This is a genomic window from Arsenicicoccus sp. UBA6765, from assembly GCF_002453335.1.
In the GTDB taxonomy this organism is placed as follows: Bacteria; Actinomycetota; Actinomycetes; order Actinomycetales; family Dermatophilaceae; genus Arsenicicoccus; species Arsenicicoccus bolidensis.
Genome location: NZ_DKGR01000041.1, coordinates 23,804 through 42,090, shown reverse-complemented (window position 1 = coordinate 42,090; position 18,287 = coordinate 23,804). Strand labels below are relative to the sequence as shown.

The window sequence follows — 18,287 nt, the reverse complement described above, 5'->3', positions numbered from 1 at the left end:
GATTCTTGGACCAAACCCTCACGATCTTGGGGTGCAGCGAGACCTAGCGGACGGCGACGAGGTCCACGACGAAGATCAGGCTCTCGCCGGGCTTGATGACGCCGCCGGCGCCGCGGTCGCCATACGCGAGGTGCGACGGGATGGTCAGCTTGCGCCGGCCACCCTCACGCATCCCGAGCAGGCCCTGGTCCCAGCCCTGGATGACCTGGCCGACGCCGACCTGGAAGTCCAGGGGCGCGCCGCGGTTCCACGAGGCGTCGAACTCCTCGCCGGTGGAGTAGGCCACGCCGACGTAGTGGGTGCTGACGACGTTGCCGGGCTTGGCCTCGGCGCCGTCACCCTCCCAGACCTCCTCGATGACGAGGTCGGCGGGCGGCTGGTCGCCCGGGAAGTCGATCTCGGGCTTGGTGGTGGTGGGGTCGAACGGCATGGTGCCTCCTGGTGGCTCGGGGGGACGCGATGACGGGTGGTGCTGGTCCGGCTACTGGGCCTTGACGAGCTCGACGACGAAGACGAGCGTCGAGTTGGCCGGGATCTTGTCCTGGGCCTTGGCGCCGTAGGCCTCGGCCGGCGGGGCGACGACGAGGACGCGGCTGCCGACCTTCTGACCGGTGAGGCACTTGTCCCAGGCGGGGATGACCTGGCCGACGCCGATCGGGAACGGCGTGGGCTCGGCGCCGTGGTCATAGCTCGAGTCGAACTTGGTGCCGTTGGTCCAGAGCATGCCGGTGTAGTGCGAGGACAGCGTCTGGCCGGCATTGACGACCGGGCCGGTGCCCTCCTTGAGGACGTAGGCCGTGGCCTGCTTGGGCGCGGCGGCCGTGGTGGGCTTCATGGTGGCTGCCTTGCCGTCGGCGGCGGTGACCTCGGGCAGGCCCTCCTTGCTGGTGACGACCTTGCAGGCCTCGCCCTTGAAGCCGACCTTCTGGATCTCGACGTAGGCCACCAGCGTCTCGTCGGCGGCGAGGCCGGACTGGGGGTTGCCCTGGGCGATGAGGGTCGCTGCGTCGGCGGGAGCCATGGCGATCAGCATGCGGCTGCCGACCTTCTGGCCGAGCATGCCCTTGGCGACGCCGGGGATCCACTGGTTGACGGGGATCTGCTGGGGCTGGTTGGCGGCGAAGGTGTCCTCGAGCGTCTTGCCGGTCTTGCCGGAGACGAACAGCGCGTTGGCGACCACCATGTCGGTCTTCTTGACGACCTGGCCGGTGCCCTCGGTGACGACCTTGGTGGTCGTCTCCTTGGTCGTGAAGGGCGCCTTGTCGACCTTGAGCGACGGCTTGGCGGGCGTGCCGCCGACGGTGATGCCCGCGAGGTCGCCCTTGGCGGCCGGGGTGATCGGCGGGGGCGTCGCGGACGCGGGGGTCGCCGGTGCCGAGGGGCTCGGCGCGGGGGTCGTGGTCGTCGAGGTGGTGGTGGAGGCCCCGCCGCTCCCGCACGCGCTGAGCGCGATGGCCGGGACGGCCGCGAGGGCGAGGGCAGAGCTGGTGCGCAGGCGCAAAAGAGGGGTCCTTCGCTCGGATGTGGGTCGTTTGAGCTCGTGCCACCCTAGCGGGCGATCCTGTGGCGGGGCTGTCGGCGTCCGGCTCCCTGGCTCAGGTGCCGGGCCAGGTGCCGGCCGGGGCGGGGTGCTCGCCGAGGCTCGCGACGAGCCGCTCGACCCGCGGGTCCTCGTAGGCGAGCGGGTCCTTGCACAAGATGGTGCGCTGGTTGCCGTCGTTGAGCTTGAGGTGCACCCAGTCGACGGAGTAGTCCCGCCGAGCCGCCCGCGCCGCGGCGATGAAGTCCCCGCGCAGCTTGGCCCGGGTCGTCTGCGGGGGCGCCGTCACCGCGTGCTCGATCTGCTCGTCGGTGGTGACCCGCGCGGCGAGCCCCCTGGCCTGCAGCAGGTTGAACAGACCCCGGCGCGGGTGCAGGTCGTGGTAGGCGAGGTCGATCTGCTGCAGCCGCGGGTGCTCGAGCGGCAGGCCGTTGCGGCTGGAGTAGTGCTCGATGAGGCGCCGCTTGATCACCCAGTCGATCTCGGTGCCGACCTCCTGCAGCCGCCCGGAGTCGACGGCCGACAGCACCCGCTCCCACAGGTCCAGGACGCGTTCGTGCACCGGGTCGTCGCTGCCGCCCTCGTCGACGAAGCGTCGCGCGGCCTCGAGGTAGGCGCTCTGCACCGCCAGGGCGCTCGTGGTCCCGCCGCGCTGCAGGGCGACCTCGGCGCGGCCGGTCGGGTCGGTGCTCATGGTGCGTATGGCGGCCGTGGTGCTCGCGAGGGTGAGGTGGGGCAGCGGGACGCCCTCCTCGATCATCCGCAGCACGAGGTCGGCGGACCCGACCTTGAGCAGCATCGTCGTCTCCGACATCGTCGAGTCCCCGACGATGACGTGCAGGCGGCGGAACTTCTCGGCGTCGGCGTGGGGCTCGTCGCGGGAGTTGATGATGGGCCGCGAGCGCGTGGTGGCGGAGGACACGCCCTCCCACATGTGGTCGGCGCGCTGGCTGACGCAGTAGGTCGGCCGTCCCTGGGGGTCGACGACGAGCTTGCCTGCGCCACAGGTGATCTGGCGGCTGACGAGGAAGGGCACGAGGGTGTCGGTGACGGTGCGCAGGTCGGTGGACCGGTGCACGAGGAAGTTCTCGTGGCAGCCGTAGGAGCTGCCGGAGGAGTCGACGTTGTTCTTGAAGACGTAGACGTCGCCGACGATCTCGTCCTGGGCCATGCGCAGCTGGGCGTCGTCGGCGAGGCCCTGGACGATGCGCTCGCCGGCCTTGTCCTGGGCGACGAGGTCGAGCAGCGAGTCGCACTCGGCCGTGGCGTACTCCGGGTGCGAGCCGACGTCGAGGTAGAGCCGTGAGCCGTTGGCGAGGAAGGCGTTGGAGCTGCGGCTCCAGGCGACGACGGAACGGAACATGTAGCGCGACACCTCGTCGGGGGTCAGTCGCCGCTGGCCCTCGGAGGTGGCGGTCACGCCATACTCGGTCTCGATCCCGAAGATGCGTCGATCCATGGCACGACCCTACCGGCGGCAGTCACGTCGACCGGCCTTCGTCCGCCAGGCTGATGCACCTACCGCCGGTAGGTCTGTCGCGAGGAGGTGAGCCACCGGATGAACGGGATCACCATGCAGATGACGAAGACGGCCAGGACCGGCAGCCCGGCCCAGATCGTGAAGGCGTCCCAGAACACCCGGTCGTCGTGCAGGAGGTCGCCGAAGGCCACGAGCATCCCGTAGACGATCGCGAGGACGGCGGTGACGCCCCAGCCGGGGTTGCGGCCGTAGCGCGCTGATGGAGCCTGGGTCATGACAGACCTCCCTCTCGGTAGAACGGGACGCCGACCAGCACGACGACGGCGACCAGCAGCAGGAGCGCCCCCACGACGGTGAAGCGGTGCCAGAAGCCGGCGTCCTGGTGCGCGCGTGGCCCGAACGCCACCGCGAAGCCGTAGATGACGGCGAGCAGCCCCACGATGCTCGCCCCGGTGCGCAGGTCCATCGGATCCCCCTCGATCTCGGTCTCTCCGAAATTAGGGGTCGCATCACGCCCATCGCCCCTGACAGGTGTCACGAGGTCAGGTGAAACTCAGGCCGAGATCAGGCGAAGAAGGAGGCGTTCATGCGGGGGTCGGTGCGGAACGGCACGGTGCGCACCCGGGTCCGCGAGCGCTCCCAGCGCAGGTCCTCGATGGCGAGGCACACCGCGTAGGCGCGCTCGCACTGGCTCTCGGAGAGGTAGAACGCGAACCGGCGCAGGCGCTTGTGCAGGGCGTAGAACGCCTCGAGGTCGACGTCCCGGGCCTCGTCGACGTCCAGGCTGCCGGCGGCCTCGAGGTCCGCGAGGGCCTGCTCGCCGTCCTCGGGCCGGACCCGGGGGGCCAGCTCGGGATAGACATCGATCATCCCGTCCTCGGAGACGATGACCGTGAGGCAGGGCGCCGTCGAGGCCACGGTGTAGCGCACGGCCGAGTTGTAGCGGGACCCGCGGCTCGGGTCGCCGGCCCCGGTGGCGACGCCGTCGAGGATGACGCCGACCGCGTGGCAGACCCCGTCGGGGGTGAGCAGGACCGCGCCGTCGATGCGCGTGACCGCGTCCAGCACGTCCGGGCTGAGCTGCTGCGGCCGGATCGAGAGGGCCTGGGGTGCGAGGCGCCTGGCCTCCTCGGCCGCCGCGGTCGTGACGACGAGCAGGGCGCCGCGGGCCTGCTGCGCCGCGCTCTGGGCCAGCATCCAGATGCCTCGTATGTCGTGGTCGGACACCTCGTCGAACACGCGCCGCATGGCGTCGATGAACAGGCTGGTCGACATCCGCGGGCGGGGCAGCTGCGGGTGGCCGCTGGACACCCGCAGGAGCGGGTTGCGGTTGTAGGCCATCTGCCAGGAGCCCTGCTCGAGCAGCGTGAACCGGAAGATGTCGTTGTCGGAGTCGTCGGGCTCGTCGTGGGCGAGCGGCTGGACCGACCCGAGGCCGTAGATGCGCTGGCCGTCGATCAGCAGGTGCAGCCCGGGGCGGGTCATCTCCAGGAGCTTGCGGAACTGCCGCCGCTCGCGCACGGACACCGCCGAGCGCAGCTGGACGTCGACGGAGATGCGGGGGTGCCCCTCGCGGGCCATGACGACGGTGCCGGAGCCGACGCGACCCTCGTAGGGCGTGGACGACAGGCCCTCGAACGCGTCGAACAGCCCCTGCCCGAGCCGCTCCCCCGCGATGAGGGCGGCGGAGTAGACGAGGTGGTTGGCCGACCGCCGGATCGCGTCGTTGGGGACGTCGTCGTCGATCGGCGAGATCGAGCGCGGCGGCCGGGCCGCGAGGAGGGCGTGGGTGGCGATGCGCAGCAGCTCGACGACGATGCCGTGCGCGAGCGAGGTCGTGAGCGGGACCCCGTCGATCTCGTCGTACGGGAGGGCGTTGAGCTCGGCATACGCGCTGCTGTCCACGCTGATGGCGGGGTGCACGACGTAGTCCCCGACCCGGGCGCCGCTGCCGATGAAGAAGGTGCGCCCGCGGCCGGCCCGACCGCTGTCGAGGGCCGCGGCGACGGCCTCGCGGCGGGTCTCGTCGAGGAAGTGGTCGAGCCGGCCTGCTGGACCGCGGCCGACTCGTAGGTCTCGTCGTGCGCCGGGTGGGCCTCGAACCGGCGCTGCGCGTCCGCGCGGATGCCCTCGAGGTCCTGGATGCTGAAGCCGCGGTCCGCCGGGGCGATGCACACGTCGGGTGCGCCGGGCACCGTGACGTCGTCGGCGAGGAAGCCGACGAGCAGCGCGTCGGCCGAGACGATGGCCCCGATCTGGTCGGTCGCGCGGTCGGTGGCGCGGTCCAGGGAGAGGCGGAACTGCTCCTGGAGCTCCCACATGAGGTGGTGGGGGGTGGGGTTGACGGTCACGTGCTGCCTTCGGGGTGCCTTGCGGAGGTATGACGGGCCCCGGCCGGTCCCCTCCACCACGGACCCGGACGGCCCGGGCCAGGATATGTCCGACCTGACCCGCGTTCGGCCGATTCGGACCAGATCGCACCCGGATGCCCGTCGTCCGGGCAGCAGGGGCCGGCGCTCGACGTCGTCAGTCCGCCGACGGGTTCAGCACGGCGTCGGCGAGCAGGGCGACGGCGACGTCGTCGAGCGGGTCGGCGCTCGCGGTCCGTCCGCGCAGCAGGTCGCGGGCCACGCCCAGCCGGTAGCGCACCGTGTTGTGGTGCACGAAGCAGGCCCGAGCCGTCGCCGGGACGCTGCGGCCGTGCCGGAGGTAGGCCTGCACGGTGGGCAGCAGCGCCGCGTCGCGACGGGCCGTGTCGCGCTGGACCTGTCCGAGCTGCCCGACGACACCTGGACCGCCTGCCCGTACGTCCCCGGCGCCCTGCCCCCGGGAGGAGAGCTCCCGCCGCTGGCTCCGGGCGTGCCGCCCGAGGCGCTGGGCGCGCTGCTGGCCCTCGAGCAGCACCTGGGCGAGCCGGTCGGGGCGATCGTCGCGACCGAGCTCGGCGCCGAGAACACCGCCGACGCGATGTCAGCGGCCGCCGCCCTCGGCCGACCGCTGCTCGACGCGGACCTGGCGGGGCGTGCCGTGCCCGAGCTGCCCCACAGCACCTACCACCTCGTCGGGCTGCCCATCGCCCCGCTGGCCCTCTCGACCCGTCAGGGGGACACGCTCGTCGTCCCCCACGTCGCGTCCGAGCAGCGGGCCGAGGACCTCGTGCGAGCGGTCTCCGCGGCCAGCGGCCACTCCGTCGGGGTGGCCGATCACCCCCTGCGGGGCCGAGATCTCAGAGCTCGGGGGGCGCTCATCCCCGGCACGATCAGCGCGGCCGGCCGGCTCGGGCGGACCTGTCGCGAGGCCCGCGAGTCCGGCGCGTCCGGCGAGGAGCTCGCCGACGTGATCGCGGCCCACGCGGGAGGGCACGTGGCGTTCCGGGGAGTCGTGACCGACTACGGCTGTGCCCTGGCAGGGGGTTTCAGCCGCGGCAAGGTCGTCCTGCGGGACGACGCGGGCTCGCGCTACGCCATCGACGTGCAGAACGAGTTCATCCTCGCCCGGCGCGACGGCGCGCTCGACGCCTGCGTCCCCGACCTGATCGTCCTCGTCGACGAGTCCGGCCTGCCGGCGCTCAACCCCGACGTCGAGGTCGGCCGGCGGCACAGCGTGCTCGTCCTGCCGGCCCCCGCTCCGTGGCGGACGGCCCGTGGTCTCGAGCTGCTGGGACCCCGTTCGTTCGGCTACGACCTCGACTGGACTCCTGCCTCGGCGGCATCGGCGGCATCGACGTCCACGACCCCTTCGGCGCCCACGGCATGATGGGCGCATGCCTGATGCCGTAGCCGACGTCGCCACCTCCGCTGCTCCTGCTGACTCTCTTGCACCTGCTGGCTCACCGGCACCTGCTGATGCTCCTGCACTCGACGGCCGGCTCCCCCGCGTCGTCGTCGTCGGCACCGGCGGCACGATCGCCGGGTCGTCCGCGGCGACGACGGCCAAGCACTACCAGGCGGGCGTCCTGACGGTCGAGGACCTGCTGGGGGCGGTCCCGCAGCTCGCTTCCCTGGCCACCATCACCTGCGAGCAGCTGTGCCAGATCGACTCGGTCGAGATGGACCTGCCGCTGCAGCTCACGCTCGCCCGGCGCGTCGCCGAGCTCGCGGCCCGTGACGACGTCGACGCCGTCCTCGTCACCCATGGCACCGACACGCTGGAGGAGTCGGCCTACCTGCTGCACCTGCTCGTGCCCACGGACAAGCCGGTCGTGGTGGTCGGCGCCATGCGCCCGGCCGATGCCCCCGGTGCGGACGGGCCGAGCAACCTGCTCAACGCCGTCCGCGTGGCGGCCCACCCGTCGTCCCGTGGTCTGGGGACCCTGGTCGTCGTGGGCGAGGAGATCCACTCGGCTCGTGAGGTCCGCAAGGAGCACACGTCACGCGTGGAGGCCTTCGGCTCGCCGCACGGGCCGCTCGGCGAGGTGGCCGGGGGTGTGCCCCGCTACGCGCACATGCCTCGCCAGTTGCACGGGGCCGCGTCGGCATACGACCTCGAAGCTCTCGAAGGGCTCGACGACCTGCCCCCGGTGGAGGTTCTCGTCACGCGCGCCGGGATGCCCAGCGCCCTGGTGGACGCGGTCGTCGCGACCGGCGCCCGCGGCATCGTCCACGTGGGCCCGGGAGCCGGCAACGTCCCCGACCGCGTCGCCGAGGCCCTGGACCGGGCCCGCGCCACCGGGGTGGTGGTCGTCCGGTCGAGCCGGGTGGCCCGGGGCACGGTGGCCCGGGGGGATGCGTATGACGACCAGGGGCACGACTACGTCGCCGGCGGTGACCTGGGGCCCTACAAGGCGCGCGTGCTGCTGGCCCTTGCGCTCACGGTGACGGACGACACGGCGCGCATCCAGGACATGTTCGACACGCACTGACGGGCCGTCCGCATCCCTCAGCGGGTCACTGCCCGCCCTTCTGCACGAAGCCCTTGACGAACTCCTCGGCGTTGGACTCGAGCACCAGGTCGATCTCGTCCAGCACGGAGTCGAGGCCGGCGTCGTCGACGGAGGTGGTGACCGGGGCCGTCGGCACGGGTGCCGGGACGTCCGCGGGGTCCGGCTCGCGGCGCTGGGGCTGGATCTGCTCCTGGGACATGGGGTGCCTCCTGCTGGTCAGGGCGTTCTGGTCAGGGCGTTCAGGTCGGTGCGTGCTGGTGCTGACGGGGTCAGACGATCCGGTCGAGCAGGTCGGCCATGGTAGGGCTGGCGTCGACGATGCTCTCGAGGTGGGCCCGGGTGCAGCGCTCGGGCTCGGGCAGCGACAGGCGACTCGGCGGCTCTCCCGGCGCACGCCGCACGATCACGGAGTCCCACGACGCGGCGAGCAGCTCGTGCGGATAGCGCTCGACCATCGTGCCGCGCAGCCACGCCCGGGTGTCGTCGGGGGGCGCGGTGACGGCGGCCCGCACCTGCTCCGGCGAGGTGAGGCGGTCGATCCGTCCGGCGGCCTCGAGCTTGTGGTGCAGCCCCTTGTCGGGGCGCACGTCGCTCCACTGGATGTCCATGGCGCGCAGGCGGGCGTCGTCCCAGCCCAGCCCGTCGCGGGAGCGGTACTGCTCGAAGAGCGCGAGCTTGGCCACCCAGTCGACGCTGTGGGCCGCTGACAGGACGTCGTCGCCGAGCATGACCATGAGGTGGTCCCACCGGGTCATGATCTCCTGCGTCTCCTCGTCCAGGTCGTGGCCGTAGTGACGCGACAGGTGCTCGTCGACCATCTCGTAGTAGGCCCAGAGGATGTCGAGGCCGGTCATGCGCCGGCCGTCGGTGAGCTCCACGGTGGTGCGCAGCGTCGGGTCGTGCGAGATCTGCCGCAGCGCGGCCACCGGGTCCGCCGGCATGAGGGCGCGCGTGACGTCGCCGTGCTCGATGAGGCGCAGCACCAGGCTGGTGGAGCCGAGCTTGAGCAGGGTGGCGGTCTCGGCCTGGTTGGCGTCGCCGATGATGACGTGCAGGCGGCGGTATCGCGTGGGGTCGGCGTGCGGCTCGTCGCGCGTGTTGACGATCGGGCGGCGGATCGTGGTCTCGAGCCCCACCTGGCGCTCGAAGAAGTCCGCGCGCTGGCTGATCTGGAACCCCGCCTGGTGCGACTCGGGGCCGATCCCGACGCGGCCGGCGCCGCAGATCACCTGTCGCGCCACGAAGAACGGCATGAGCTGCCGTGCGACAGTGGCGAACTCGACGTCCCGGGCCAGCAGGTAGTTCTCGTGGGTGCCGTAGGAGCTGCCCTTGCCGTCGGTGTTGTTCTTGTAGAGGTTGATCTGCCGACCGCTCAGCTCGGCCTGGCGCTGCACGGCCTCGGCCATGACGAGCTCCCCGGCGCGGTCCCAGACGACGGCGTCGTGCGGCGAGGTGACCTCGGGCGAGGAGTACTCCGGGTGGGCGTGGTCGACGTAGAGCCGGGCGCCGTTGGTGAGCACGACGTTGGCGGCGATCTCGTCGTCCTCGTCGGTGAGCTGGCTGGAGTCGGCCACGGCACGCGGCATCTCGTGGCCGAACTGGTCGGCGAGCGGCGCCTCGGTCTCGTAGTCCCAGCGGGTGCGCGAGACGGTGATCTCAGGACGTGTGGCGTAGGCGTTGACGATCTGCCCGGACAGCACGATCGGGTTGGCGTGCGGCTCCCCCGGGACGGAGATGCCGTACTCCGTCTCGATGCCCATCACTCGGCGTACGGTCATGCGCTCCACCCTAGTGCGCGCGTCCGACAGACCCGCCTCGGTCGATGATCAGCTGGACGGCGGCGCCGTAGCGCTCGATCAGGTCCTCGTCGTGGGTCCGGTCCCCGAGCAGCCCCAGCACCCGCGCTGAGACGGCGAGGCCGACGAGGGTCGCGACGACCATCTCGGCGGTCTGCTCGGCCGTGTCGTCACCCCCGAGGCGGGCGGCGAGCGGGACGGCATACGCGGCGTGGAACCGGGTCCGCACCTGCTCGATGTCCGGCGCGGGCAGGGCAAGGACGACGGCTCGCGCCAGGGGCTCGGGCCCGTCCGAGCCGAGCCGACCGACGACGCTGCGGACCAGGGTGCGGCCGAGCTGGTCGACGGGGTGGGACAGGTCCTCCTCGTCGGGGGCGAACTCGACGGAGGAGCTGAACAGCTCGGCCTTGCTGCCCACGAGCTTCATCACGAGGGACGCGGACACCCCCGCCTCCGCGGCGACGTCGCGCACCGACACCGACGAGTAGCCGCGCTCGGCGAACAGGCGCCGCGCGGCTCGGACGATCAGCTCTCGGCTCTGGCTCACCCGGTGATCCTCTCAGGTGGTCGCCCTCGCGGCGAGCACCGCCGCGGCGTGCTGGTCGGTCGGCTGCTGGTCGGTCGGCTGCTGATCGGGCTGCGTATGGCGGGGAGCGGGGCCGAGGTCGAGGTCCACCCGGCGCTCGACCCCCGTGAGGGTGACGCCGACCGAGCCGGTGCGGCCGGTGCTCGGGTCGGCGGCGGTCACCACGTGGCGCCCATGGGTGGACAGCGGCAGCACATAGCCCCCGTCCGCTCCGGTCCGCGTCGCGCCCGAGACCTGACCGGTGAGCGCCGTCATGGTCACGAGCGCGCCAGGGACGGGGCGTCCGTCGGCGGTGACCTGGCCCGCCAGCTGCAGCCGGTCCCCCAGGTCGATGTCCTGGGCGTGCGTGCCGCTCACGTGGACGACCTCGCTGTGCGGCTCCCAGCCGTCGGCCGCGGTCACGGTCACGTAGTCCCCGGGGCCGGGCAGGACGATCGCGTAGCTGCCGTCCGGCTCGACGCGGGCCCAGTCCACCTGGTCGCCCTCGAGGTCGATCACGGTGACGACGGCGGACCGGACCGGCCGGACGCCCGTGGCGGTGACCCGGCCGGCCACGACGATCTCGTCCGCGTCGTCGGCACGCGCCCGGCCTGGCGACACGGCGGGCGCCGGACGCGCGGACGGCAGGAACGCCGCCACGAGCGCCGACACCAGGGCCGCCAGCGCGCACACCCAGAAGATGTGCCTGAACGCGTCCAGCGTCGGCAGCGCCACGCCCCCGACGCGGGTCACGGTGGTGGTGAGGATCATCGCGACGACGGCGCTCGCCGAGGAGGTGCCGACGGCGCGCAGCAGCGAGTTGAGGCCGTTGGCCGAGGCGGTCTCGGTGATCGGGACGGCGGCCATGATGAGGGTGGGCATGGCGGCATACGCGATCGCCGTGCCGGCCGAGACGAGCATCGCCCCGAGGACGATCTGCCACAGGTGGTCGACGAGGAAGACGCGCAGGACGTAGCCGCCGGCCAGCACCAGCGCCCCCGTGACCAGCGTGGTGCGTCCGCCCCAGCGGCGGGTGATGGCGGCCGAGGCGGGCGACAGCAGCACCATCATCAGGCCGCCGGGGACCATGGCGAGGCCGGCCTGCAGCACGTCGAGGCCGAAGCCGAACCCCGTCCGCTCGGGCAGCTGGAGGAGCTGGGTGGTCGACAGCATGTTGCCGTACATCGAGAAACCGACCAGCACGGACGCCAGGTTGGTCAGCAGCACCGGCTTGCGCGCCGCGGTGCGCAGGTCGACCATCGGCGTCCTGGCGCGCAGCTCCCACGGCACCCAGATCGCGAGGAGCACGACGGAGGCCACGGCCAGGACGAGGGTGGTCTCGCTGGTCCAGCCCCAGTGGCTGCCCTTGGTCACCGGCAGCAGGAAGGCCACGAGCGCCAGCGACAGCAGGACCGCGCCGACCCCGTCGAAGGACCCGGGGGTCTGGAGGGTGGACTCCGGGACGACGAGCGGTATGGCGACCAGCATGGCCGCCGCCATCGCCGCGGAGACCCAGAACAACGCGTGCCAGCTCGTGTGCGCCGAGATCAGGCCGGCCAGCGGCAGGCCCGCGGCGGACCCGATGCCGAGGGTGGCGGACATCAGGGCGACCGCCCCGCCGACCCGCTCGCGGGGCAGCTCGTCGCGCATGATCGAGATGCCGACCGGGATGAGCGCCGCCGCGAAGCCCTGCAGGGCTCGTCCGGCGACGACCACGGCCAGCGTCCCCCCGAGGGCACCGAGCACCGACCCCAGGATCTGGAGCACGAGGCAGACCAGCATCATCCGGCGCTTGCCGTGCATGTCGGCGAGCCGGCTGACGACGGGGGTCGCGACGGCGCTGGTCAGCAGGGTGGCCGTGACGAGCCAGGACGCGTCCTCGGCGGTCGTGTGCAGCAGGGTCGGGAACTCCGGCAGCAGCGGGACCATCAGGGTCTGCTGCAGCGCCACGATCGTGCCGGTCAGGGCGAGCACGGTGGTGACGAGGGTGGGGTTGGCGCGTCTGCGGTGCAGCGCTGCCCGGGTGGTGGGGGCGGCGGTCACGCGTGCCTCTCGTGCGGGGAAGGAGTGGTAGATCGCGAGGTGAACATCCGTTCACCTGGGTCCAGGATAGCGCAGCCCCGGTGGTGGATAGGGTGGCTGCATCGACACTCATCGAGGAGCACAGATGGACCTTTCCGCCGCCCGCGACTACGCCCGCGAGGCCATGCCCCGACTGCTCGAGGACCACGCCACCCTGGTGGGCCACCCGTCCGTCGCCTTCCCCGGCTACCCCCGGGAGCCCATGGACGCCATCGCGCAGGACCTGCTCGAGATGTTCCGCCGCAACGGCGTCCCCGACGTCGAGCTGCTCGACATCCCGGGCGGCTACCCCGCGATCCACGCCGTGGTGCCCGGCCCCGAGGGCTCCCCCACGGTCACGATGTACGCGCACTACGACGTGCAGCCCTGCCCCGAGTCCCAGCAGTGGCACTCGGACCCGTGGGTCGCCACGCGCAAGGACGACGGGCGCATCTACGGCCGCGGCACCGCCGACTGCAAGGCCGGCGTCGTCGCGATCCTCGGCACCATGGGGGCCTTCGACGGCACGCCGCCGTGCACGGTCCGCCTGCTGCTCGAGGGCGAGGAGGAGACCTTCAGCCACATCGAGGACTGGGTGGCCGCCAACCCCGACATGGTGCGCAGCGACGCGTTCATCATCTGCGACTCCGGCCCCGCCAAGGTGGGCGAGCCGTCCATCACCTCCGGCCTGCGCGGCGACGTCGCCTTCACCGTCACGCTGACCACCCTCGACAACGCGGTCCACTCGGGCCTGTTCGGCGGCGCGGCGCCCGACGCCCTGGTCGGCATGATCCAGCTGCTGTCGACGATGCACGACAAGGACGGCAACACGGTCATCGAGGGGCTGCACTCCTTCGACTGGGAGGGGGCCGAGGTCGACGAGGCCGAGTTCGCGGCGTCCGCCGGCGTCAAGGACGGCGTCGGCCTGCAGGGCACCGGGGCGCTCGCCTCACGCCTGTGGTCGCACCCGTCGGCGACGGTCATCGGGCTCGACATGGTGCCCGTCGACCAGTGCTCCAACGCGCTGGTCCCCTCGGTGCGGGCGCGGGTCTCGGTGCGCATCGCCCCCGGCGCCGACATGGCCCGCGAGCTCGAGACGGTCAAGGAGCACCTTCGGTCCCACGCGCCGTACGGCGCCACGCTGGAGTTCTCGGACGACAAGGCCGGCTCGCCGTTCCTCGGCGACACGTCCGGCCCGATCACGGCGACCGCGCTCGCGGCGCTGAAGGAGGTCTACGGCCGGACCCCGGCCCAGGTCGGCTCCGGCGGCTCGATCCCCCTGGTGACCGAGCTGCTGCACGCCTCCCCCGGCGCCGAGGCGATCCTGTGGGGTCCCGAGGACGAGGAGAAGGCCAAGATCCACGGGCCCGACGAGTCGGTGGACCCGGCCGAGATCGAGCGCATCATGCTCGCGCAGATCCGGTTCCTCAGCGAGCTGGGCTCTCGCCGCTGAGGTCGTGGTCCCTGCTAGTCAGGGGGCGGTCAGGGGTGGGGCATGACAGCTGTCACGCCCCACCCCTGACTGCTGTGCGTATGCCGTCAGCGCCCGCCCGACAACCATGGAGCCATGACGCGCAACCGCTACTACGCCATCGTCTTCCCCATCCTGTGCCTGGTGCTCGGCTACCTCGGCTACTGGCTCCACGAGAACCGCGGCGTCGAGTACGGCCCCACCGGCATCGCCATCGCGGTCCTCGCCATCGCCGGCGGCTGGCTCCCCCAGCACCGCCGCGAGGACGAGGTCCCGCAGCCTCCGGCCGGTCGGCAGACGTCCTGACCCCTGTGCTCCCGTGAGGTATGCCGGGCCAGGGGGCGGCATACCTCACGGGTAGGCTCGGGGCCATGCGTGCCCCGGCCTTCCTCGCTCTGGATCTCGTCCTCGTCGTCGTCTTCGCCGTGATCGGTCGCCGGTCGCACGCCGAGGAGGGCGCGCTGCTCGCCGTCCTCGGCACGGCGTGGCCCTTCCTCGTGGGCGCCCTCGTCGGCTGGGGCGTGGCGATCGCGGCCCGCCTGTCCCCCACCACGCTGCGCGGCGGCCTCCCGATCTGGCTGTGCACCGTGGCGGTGGGCATGCTGCTGCGGGCCGTCACCGGCGCCGGAACCGCGTTCAGCTTCGTCCTGGTCGCGACCACGGCCCTCGCGCTCTTCCTGCTGCTCCCCCGCCTCGTCGCCCAGCGCTCGGGTCGCCGCGCCGACGCCTGACGCCCCCAGCCCACGCCTATGTGCCGATCTCGCGCTGGGAGCGCGGAGTTGGCACGCTGGGCGCCCCGCAGGCGTGCGGATCTCGCGCTGGGAGCGCGGAGCCGGCACGTGAGACGGCCTTGGGGTGTGCGAGTCTCGCGCTGGGAGCGCGGACTGTGCACGCTGGCTCCGGTCGTGGTGCCTCACCACTGCGCCGTGCTCAGCCGGACACCGTCAAGACCTCTATCCGGCAGCGCGGTCCCGTGGACCGCGCCAGACGTGCGTCACCTGTCACCAGGGATACCTCGAGCGCCTCGGCCAGCGCCACGTAGGCAGCGTCGTACGGTGTGATGTTGTCCCGCAGCTCCCAGCACCGCTCGAGAAGCCGACGATGCGGGACGCGTTCGATGGGCATGGCCCGGAGGTCATCGATCGCCAGTGAGGCCCTCCGCGGCAGCACCTGCCCGGACCGCACCAGCCCTCGCAGGACGGACAGCACCTCAAGATCCACGAGCTCGGGCGCTGCGAGGCGCTCCCCGCGCAGGCGGGACCGGGCACGGTCACCGTCGACACCGTCGTCGACGAGCGCCACGGTCAGGACACTCGCGTCAACGACGATCACGGTCGAAGCGAATCAGATCGCTGGCCTCGGTGAGGGTCACCGCTCCGCCTGCCCGAGAGCCGGCGCGATCGAGAACCTCGTCGAGCGTCGGCCGGGACGCCTCGTCCACCAGCCGGCCCAGGAGGTACTCCTGCAGGGACTGGTGTGCCTCCGCGGCCCGACGTCGCAAGACGGCGTGCGTCTGCTCGGGCACGTCCTTGATCTGCACGCTGGGCATGGCGCCAGTGTGGCGCCATCGGCGCCACTGTGCAAGCACCCCACTCACGACGGTCGCAATGATCGCCGTCGGTGCCCGCGTGAACCCCGTCGCGTGGGGCGTGCTCAGTCGACCTTGAGGTCCTTGCCGCCGACCAGCGTGTGGATGTTGACGATCCGCTCGCCGCGCTTGCCCGAGATGCGGGCCCAGTCGTCGGGGTTGGTGGTGTTGGGCAGGTCCTCGTTCTCGCGGAACTCCGCGACGTAGGCCTCCATCAGGTGCTCGAGCCGCAGCCCGCGCTCGCCGGTCGTGATCAGCGCCTTGATGGCGGCGGTCTTGGCCCGGTCGACGATGTTCTGGATCATCGCGCCGGACGCGAAGTCGCGGAAGTAGAGGACCTCCTTGGCGCCGGACAGGTAGGTCACCTCGAGGAAGCGGTTGTCCTCGGTGGTGGCGAACATCCGCTCCATCACGGCGTCGATCAGGTCCTCGACCGTCGCGGCGGGGTCGCCGTCGTGGTCGTCGAGCTCGTCGGCGTGCAGGGGCACCTCGGTGGTGAGGTACTTCGCGAAGATCTCGCGCGCCCCCTGCTCGTCGGGCCGCTCGATCTTGATCTTGACGTCGAGGCGGCCCGGCCGCAGGATCGCCGGGTCGATCATGTCCTCGCGGTTGGAGGCGCCGATGACGATGACGTTGTCGAGGCGCTCCACGCCGTCGATCTCGGCGAGCAGCTGCGGCACGATCGTCGTCTCGACGTCGGAGGACACGCCCGACCCGCGCGTGCGGAACAGCGAGTCCATCTCGTCGAAGAACACCACGACGGGTGTCCCCTCGTCGGACTTCTCCCGGGCCCGCTCGAAGATCAGGCGGATGTGCCGCTCGGTCTCGCCGACGTACTTGTTGAGCAGCTCGGGGCCCTTGATGTTGAGGAAGTAGCTCTTGGGCGCGTCCTCGCCGGTCTGGCCGTTGCGCTCCGCAACCTTGCGCGCGAGAGATGCGGCGACGGCCTTGGCGATGAGCGTCTTGCCGCAGCCGGGAGGGCCGTAGAGCAGGACCCCCTTGGGCGGGCGCAGGTGGTGCTCCCGATAGAGCTCCGGGTGCAGGAAGGGCATCTCGACGGCGTCGCGGATCTGGTCGATCTGCGGCGTCAGCCCGCCGATGTCGGAGTAGGAGATGTCGGGCACCTCCTCGAGCAGCAGCTCGGACACCTCGGCGTGCGGCACCGTCTCGAGCACGAAGCTGCTGCGGGCGTCGAGCAGCACCGCGTCGCCCGGGCGCAGCCGCACCCCGTCCAGCGACCCCGCGACGCGGACGACGCGCTCCTCGTCGTTGCGCAGCAGCACGATCACCCGGTGGTCGTCGAGGCGCTCCTTGACGATGACGATCTCGCCGGCCTGCTCGTAGTCGGCCAGCGCCACGACCACCAGCGCCTCGTTGAGCCGCACCTCGCGCCCGGGCCGGATGTCGGCGAGGGGCAGGTCCATCGACACGGCGACCCGCATCTTGCGCCCGGCGCTGGTGATGTCGGCGGTGCCGTCGTCATACGTGCGCTGCACGACCCCGTAGGTCGACGGCGGCGCGGCGATCCGGTCGATCTCCTCGCGCAGGCCCGTGATCTGGTCGCGAGCCGCCTTGAGGGTCGTGGTGAGTCGCTCGTTGGCCTGACCGAGCGCGCCGTTGGCGGTGCGCAGCGCGGACAGCTGCGTGGTCAGATCACGGATGCGGGCGGCGTGCGCCTCGCTCGTCGGGTCATAGGTCACTGGTCCACCTCCGGGGTGCTCGCGTCGTCCTGGGCCGTATGCCGCTCCGCTGGCGTCTCTCCCGGGTCGCCGTCAGGCGCGGGGTCCTCGTCGCGGCGCTTGGGCGGCATGTCGGGCGGCGGGGCCTCGCCGGTGACGGTGCGGCGGATCTTGCGCAGCCGCTTGTCGGAGACGACCCGCTCGCCGACGTCCTCGGGCGACCACGCGCGGTCGACCTCGACGCCGAAGGGCTGCTCCTCGGGGTCGTCCGGGCCCTTGGCGGGGCGGCGCTTGCGCAGGGGCGGCGTCACCCCGGGGGCCAGGCGACGCGTGGTGATGAGGAAGCCGGTGTGGCCGTGCATGCGGTGGACCGGACGGACGGCGAGCCCCTCGAGGTGCCAGTCGCGCTCGATCGTCTCCCAGGCGTGGGGCTCGGTGAAGCCGCCGTGCTCCTTGGCGCCCTCGGCGACGCGGGACAGCTGGGTGGCGGTGGCGACGTAGCAGATCAGCAGGCCGCCGGGCACGAGCGCGTCGGCGACGGCCTCGAGGCACTCCCACGGCGCGAGCATGTCGAGGACGACGCGGTCGACCGTGCCGGGCTCGCACACCTCGGGCAGGGTCTCGGCCAGGTCGCCGACCGTCACGGTCCAGGCGGGGTGGTCGGTGCCGAAGAAGGTGCGGGCGTTGCCGCGGGCGATCTCGGCGAAGTCGGCCCGGCGCTCGAAGGACAGCAGCCGCCCCTGGTCGCCGATGGCGCGCAGCAGCGACATGGACAGCGCCCCGGACCCCACGCCGGCCTCGACCACGGTGGCGCCGGGGAAGATGTCGGCATACTGCACGATCTGGCCCGCGTCCTTGGGATAGACGACGGCGGCGCCGCGGGGCATGGACATGACGTAGTCGGACAACAGCGGGCGCAGCGCGAGGAACTCCTCGCCGGCCGTGTTGGTGAGCGTGGACCCGTCGGGCAGGCCGATGACGACGTCGTGCAGGATGCGGCCGCGGTGGGTGTGGAACTCGCCGCCGACCGCCAGCGTGATCGTGTGCATGCGGCCGCGCGCGTCGGTCAGCTGCACCCGCTCGCCGGGCTGGAAGGGGCCTCGGCGTCCGGCCGCGCCGGTGGGCTGCGGTGGGGCGAGGGGCGCGGTGGCGTCGGGCTGTGTCGTCATGGTCCCTCCACTGTAGTGAGCCGCACCGACAGACCTCGACCGCGTCCGGCGGGGGC

Annotated in this window: 20 protein-coding genes and 1 pseudogene; 5 read left to right on the top strand and 16 right to left on the bottom strand. The window is 72.2% G+C overall.

The features are described 5' to 3' along the window. Window positions 1–43: 43 nt before the first annotated feature. The 8 genes and pseudogenes from B4K29_RS11255 to B4K29_RS11225 all read right to left on the bottom strand — a co-directional run bounded on the left by B4K29_RS11255 (window position 44) and on the right by B4K29_RS11225 (window position 5,741). Window positions 44–430, bottom strand: coding sequence for an FKBP-type peptidyl-prolyl cis-trans isomerase (locus tag B4K29_RS11255; RefSeq protein WP_029212388.1), 387 nt, complete (start codon window positions 428–430; stop codon window positions 44–46). A gap of 51 nt (window positions 431–481) precedes the next feature. Beyond that, complete coding sequence (locus B4K29_RS11250) at window positions 482–1,501, bottom strand: FKBP-type peptidyl-prolyl cis-trans isomerase (protein WP_286967337.1); 1,020 nt, start codon at window positions 1,499–1,501, stop codon at window positions 482–484. A gap of 94 nt (window positions 1,502–1,595) precedes the next feature. Continuing rightward, window positions 1,596–2,999, bottom strand: coding sequence for a Pup--protein ligase (gene pafA, locus B4K29_RS11245; protein ID WP_029212386.1), 1,404 nt, complete (start codon window positions 2,997–2,999; stop codon window positions 1,596–1,598). 59 nt (window positions 3,000–3,058) lie between these two features. Further along, window positions 3,059–3,295: a hypothetical protein gene (locus B4K29_RS11240; RefSeq protein WP_286955942.1), complete on the bottom strand. Its 237-nt coding sequence runs from the start codon at window positions 3,293–3,295 to the stop codon at window positions 3,059–3,061. Next, window positions 3,292–3,486 (bottom strand): hypothetical protein, encoded by a 195-nt coding sequence (locus B4K29_RS11235; RefSeq protein ID WP_029212384.1) that lies wholly within the window; start codon window positions 3,484–3,486, stop codon window positions 3,292–3,294. The genes B4K29_RS11240 and B4K29_RS11235 overlap by 4 nt, the downstream gene beginning before the upstream one ends. Before the next feature lie 98 nt (window positions 3,487–3,584). Beyond that, window positions 3,585–5,195, bottom strand: a complete 1,611-nt coding sequence (locus tag B4K29_RS11230) for a diadenylate cyclase (RefSeq protein WP_349680248.1) — start codon at window positions 5,193–5,195, stop codon at window positions 3,585–3,587. Further along, window positions 5,078–5,341: pseudogene (locus tag B4K29_RS18460) on the bottom strand (hypothetical protein); the annotation flags it as partial. The gene B4K29_RS11230 and the pseudogene B4K29_RS18460, both read right to left, overlap by 118 nt. A gap of 205 nt (window positions 5,342–5,546) precedes the next feature. Then, window positions 5,547–5,741 carry a helix-turn-helix domain-containing protein gene (locus B4K29_RS11225; protein ID WP_376786855.1) on the bottom strand — a complete coding sequence of 65 codons (195 nt, stop codon included), beginning with the start codon at window positions 5,739–5,741 and terminating at the stop codon, window positions 5,547–5,549. On the opposite strand from B4K29_RS11225, the gene B4K29_RS11220 reads away from it, so the two are divergent. After that, complete coding sequence (locus tag B4K29_RS11220; RefSeq protein ID WP_313666762.1) at window positions 5,721–6,776, top strand: DUF917 domain-containing protein; 1,056 nt, start codon at window positions 5,721–5,723, stop codon at window positions 6,774–6,776. The genes B4K29_RS11225 and B4K29_RS11220 overlap by 21 nt on opposite strands. Before the next feature lie 7 nt (window positions 6,777–6,783). Then, the gene (locus B4K29_RS11215) at window positions 6,784–7,881 is read left to right on the top strand and encodes an asparaginase (protein WP_286967331.1); all 1,098 of its coding nucleotides are present in this window, start codon (window positions 6,784–6,786) and stop codon (window positions 7,879–7,881) included. A gap of 25 nt (window positions 7,882–7,906) precedes the next feature. Here the strand turns inward: B4K29_RS11215 and B4K29_RS11210 are convergent, their stop codons facing one another. From B4K29_RS11210 to B4K29_RS11195, 4 genes are all read right to left on the bottom strand, one after another. Continuing rightward, window positions 7,907–8,101, bottom strand: a complete 195-nt coding sequence (locus tag B4K29_RS11210) for a ubiquitin-like protein Pup (protein WP_019284907.1) — start codon at window positions 8,099–8,101, stop codon at window positions 7,907–7,909. A 70-nt stretch (window positions 8,102–8,171) separates the two neighbouring features. Then, window positions 8,172–9,680 carry a depupylase/deamidase Dop gene (dop, locus tag B4K29_RS11205; protein ID WP_286967330.1) on the bottom strand — a complete coding sequence of 503 codons (1,509 nt, stop codon included), beginning with the start codon at window positions 9,678–9,680 and terminating at the stop codon, window positions 8,172–8,174. A gap of 10 nt (window positions 9,681–9,690) precedes the next feature. Continuing rightward, on the bottom strand, window positions 9,691–10,245 hold the full coding sequence (locus B4K29_RS11200; protein WP_286967329.1) for a TetR/AcrR family transcriptional regulator: 555 nt from the start codon (window positions 10,243–10,245) through the stop codon (window positions 9,691–9,693). 12 nt (window positions 10,246–10,257) lie between these two features. Then, on the bottom strand, window positions 10,258–12,306 hold the full coding sequence (locus B4K29_RS11195) for an MFS transporter (RefSeq protein WP_286967328.1): 2,049 nt from the start codon (window positions 12,304–12,306) through the stop codon (window positions 10,258–10,260). A 124-nt stretch (window positions 12,307–12,430) separates the two neighbouring features. Between B4K29_RS11195 and B4K29_RS11190 the strand changes: the two genes are divergently transcribed. From B4K29_RS11190 to B4K29_RS11180, 3 genes are all read left to right on the top strand, one after another. Continuing rightward, entirely contained in the window at window positions 12,431–13,777 is a 1,347-nt protein-coding gene (locus B4K29_RS11190; protein WP_286967326.1) for a M20/M25/M40 family metallo-hydrolase, read from the top strand. A gap of 114 nt (window positions 13,778–13,891) precedes the next feature. Then, window positions 13,892–14,101: a hypothetical protein gene (locus B4K29_RS11185; RefSeq protein WP_286955956.1), complete on the top strand. Its 210-nt coding sequence runs from the start codon at window positions 13,892–13,894 to the stop codon at window positions 14,099–14,101. A 65-nt stretch (window positions 14,102–14,166) separates the two neighbouring features. Continuing rightward, window positions 14,167–14,526, top strand: coding sequence for a DUF3054 domain-containing protein (locus B4K29_RS11180; RefSeq protein ID WP_286955958.1), 360 nt, complete (start codon window positions 14,167–14,169; stop codon window positions 14,524–14,526). A 199-nt stretch (window positions 14,527–14,725) separates the two neighbouring features. Here the strand turns inward: B4K29_RS11180 and B4K29_RS11175 are convergent, their stop codons facing one another. The 4 genes from B4K29_RS11175 to B4K29_RS11160 form a co-directional block, all read right to left on the bottom strand. Continuing rightward, window positions 14,726–15,097, bottom strand: a complete 372-nt coding sequence (locus B4K29_RS11175) for a type II toxin-antitoxin system VapC family toxin (protein ID WP_286955959.1) — start codon at window positions 15,095–15,097, stop codon at window positions 14,726–14,728. 16 nt (window positions 15,098–15,113) lie between these two features. Further along, entirely contained in the window at window positions 15,114–15,344 is a 231-nt protein-coding gene (locus B4K29_RS11170) for a FitA-like ribbon-helix-helix domain-containing protein (protein WP_019284899.1), read from the bottom strand. A 104-nt stretch (window positions 15,345–15,448) separates the two neighbouring features. Then, on the bottom strand, window positions 15,449–17,083 hold the full coding sequence (arc, locus tag B4K29_RS11165; protein ID WP_019284898.1) for a proteasome ATPase: 1,635 nt from the start codon (window positions 17,081–17,083) through the stop codon (window positions 15,449–15,451). Further along, the gene (locus tag B4K29_RS11160) at window positions 17,080–18,231 is read right to left on the bottom strand and encodes a tRNA (adenine-N1)-methyltransferase (RefSeq protein WP_286967325.1); all 1,152 of its coding nucleotides are present in this window, start codon (window positions 18,229–18,231) and stop codon (window positions 17,080–17,082) included. Before B4K29_RS11160 ends, arc begins: the two co-directional genes overlap by 4 nt. Window positions 18,232–18,287: the final 56 nt, after the last annotated feature.